1 protein-coding gene is annotated in these 2,428 nt (G+C 45.1%); it reads right to left on the bottom strand.

Going from position 1 to position 2,428, the window contains the following annotated elements; all coding sequences use genetic code 11:
* Positions 1 to 719 precede the first annotated feature (719 nt).
* Positions 720 to 2,096 carry a Rieske 2Fe-2S domain-containing protein gene (locus Q0991_RS21640; protein ID WP_299492480.1) on the bottom strand — a complete coding sequence of 459 codons (1,377 nt, stop codon included), beginning with the start codon at positions 2,094 to 2,096 and terminating at the stop codon, positions 720 to 722.
* Between the last annotated feature and the right edge of the window lie 332 nt (positions 2,097 to 2,428).

Raw genomic sequence — 2,428 nt, forward strand, 5'->3', positions numbered from 1 at the left:
TCCCCAAGAAGCTTCACCGTGACGGAGTCGCAATCTTCGTAGGGCAATCCCTAGTACACCAAGTCCTATGTAAAGGAACACAGCTAGCGTCATAGAAAAAGCTGTGATCGACGCAAACAACATAGGAGGGGGCGAATCCATACGCGACCTCAACAACATCAAGCGTTTCTGTTCTAGAAGTATATCCTCCCGCTAGGCCCAAACAGGCTAAGAAAAATTACTTAATACTCATGATTTACATAGGCAGGAGTCAACAGAATTCTTAATATTTTGAAATAAATACGGAAGAGAGAGCTGGAAAACAATGCTAGGAGATACTTCTATGCGGATCGACTCCCTATCTGATCAGTAGAATGATAGTGCGATCGCATCGACGTCTCATTAAACTTGGGCTAAGACTTTTCTTACGATGATGACTGAATCAGAAAAGCCTGAAAGCCTATCTATAGAAAGAATTGTTCAGGTATTTGTTGTTCTGTAATGGGCTAGATTGTAATGAAGGCAATATTTGACTGGCTTATCCTTTCAAAGTCTGTCGAATGCACTGCAGAGGATTTATATAAGTTAATAAAAATTTATAAAATAACCACGTAGATTTTTCGTATCTCTAGCATTTTGTGATAGTGAGTCTGCTGCAAGCGTAAGATTTTAAGCTCCTACAGCGCTTTGCCTACCAAAACTGCAGAGCTTGGGGATGGATTCAAAATCAACCATGCAGCTCAACGATCGGCATGGACATAATCGACGAAATAAAATTTGGGTTCTAGCCAATATTTCAACCCGTATCGAATGCCTAACGCGACTAAACCGACTAGAACGATCGAGATTCCCCAGGGTGCTCTCAAGGAATCTGGCAGAACTGCAGCGCTTGAAATTGCGATCACAAAGACCCCCAACAAAATCTGCTGCAACACTTTGATTCTGGCTAAAGCTTGTCGACAGCTACTGCATATCAGGGTGTGTTGGTGGTAACGGTCCAAGAGGTGCTGTCGTTGTTCTCTCAAGAAAGGTTGTAAATGGTCGTATGGTGAAGAAACTATAGATGAGTCTGAGTCTGAGGTAGTGTCCCAAGGAAGTTGCCCTTGGCAGTACTTTTCAAACCATCCGCGGTATTCAATCACTAAGCGATCTGCACTGGTGGGCAATTTGTAGACGGTCTGCCACTTTTCAGTCTGGGTGCGTTGGAGAAACTGCCTTTCTTGTGCATGTAAGAGAATCATGTCGCCATCCAATACTGGGTTACGACTGATGAGATGTTCCACCCAACGGGGAGTCACTTTTTTCAGACCTTTAGCAAAATTGCGAGTAAATAGGGCCACAATTCGAGACCGACCCGGCGCAATGGGAATGCAATACGTGATCATGCCAGCCCGCCGACCTTCCCCAATGGAAAATTGGTATTCCAAGCGACAGGGTGGCTGGAAGGTAATTTGGGTCGAGAACTTTCCAGTGGTTTGGACTTCGATTAGCTCTGGAGTTGAGTGGAGAACCTCCATAGGTATGGGGATAGCTTGTTCACGATTCCCTTGGACACCGTGATGGGAAAAGGGGACGTGGCTGGGATCAGAGACATTCTCAACTAAAGTTTGCCAATCATAGGCCAAATCTCGCATAACGGAGGACGTGACAAATCCTTTGTTCTCAACCATGAGGGGAGAGAGCGGTAAAGGTTGATGAGCGGCCTTATCTCGGGTCTGAGGATCTGGCCATACCCATAACAGGCCACTCTGCTCTTGCGTGGGTAAGGTGGTGACACAATAGAGCTGAGATTGCTGAGGCGTGATTGATTCCGCCTGAGGAATGTGAGTGCAGAGCCCTTGCGGGTCAAATTGCCAGCCATGGTAACTACACATTAGATGTCCTGTCTGGTCATCGATGCGGCCTTCGCTGAGGGGAGCTAAGCGATGGGGACATAAATCTTGGAAGACGAGATATTTGCCAGAATCTTTCGGTTGCCAAATGACAAAGTGCTGTCCCAATAACGTAATGGGTATGGGACGCTGTGGATCTAAATCCTCAAGCGGGGCAATCGGATACCAATGCTGCCAAAAATTAAATTGCGTATCCTGATGGGCGGCATTGATTTGAGTGTCCATACTTGCTCCCTATGACATCTTTTGATTCAGACCGTGCTAGAGAAAGCAGGCAATTGTAGTTTCAATATCTATTCATAGATTGAAAATCTATGAAATATGCCTTTCACCTGCCCTTGATTAAGTTGCTTTTATTCTATCGGGAGAACGGAGATATGGGTGTATTTACTGGCAGTTAATCTAGCAAAAAAAACAATAATTCCGTAGTTCTTCTCAGGCCTGGTCTGTGAACAATCGTTAGAGTATAAACAACTAGTTAATTCATGCCATAAAAAACCCTCGGATGCGATGCATTCACTCATCCAGAGGGTTCCAATACCTCCCATATCGACCCA

This window comes from Acaryochloris sp. IP29b_bin.137, from assembly GCF_028285745.1.
In the GTDB taxonomy this organism is placed as follows: domain Bacteria; phylum Cyanobacteriota; class Cyanobacteriia; order Thermosynechococcales; family Thermosynechococcaceae; genus Acaryochloris.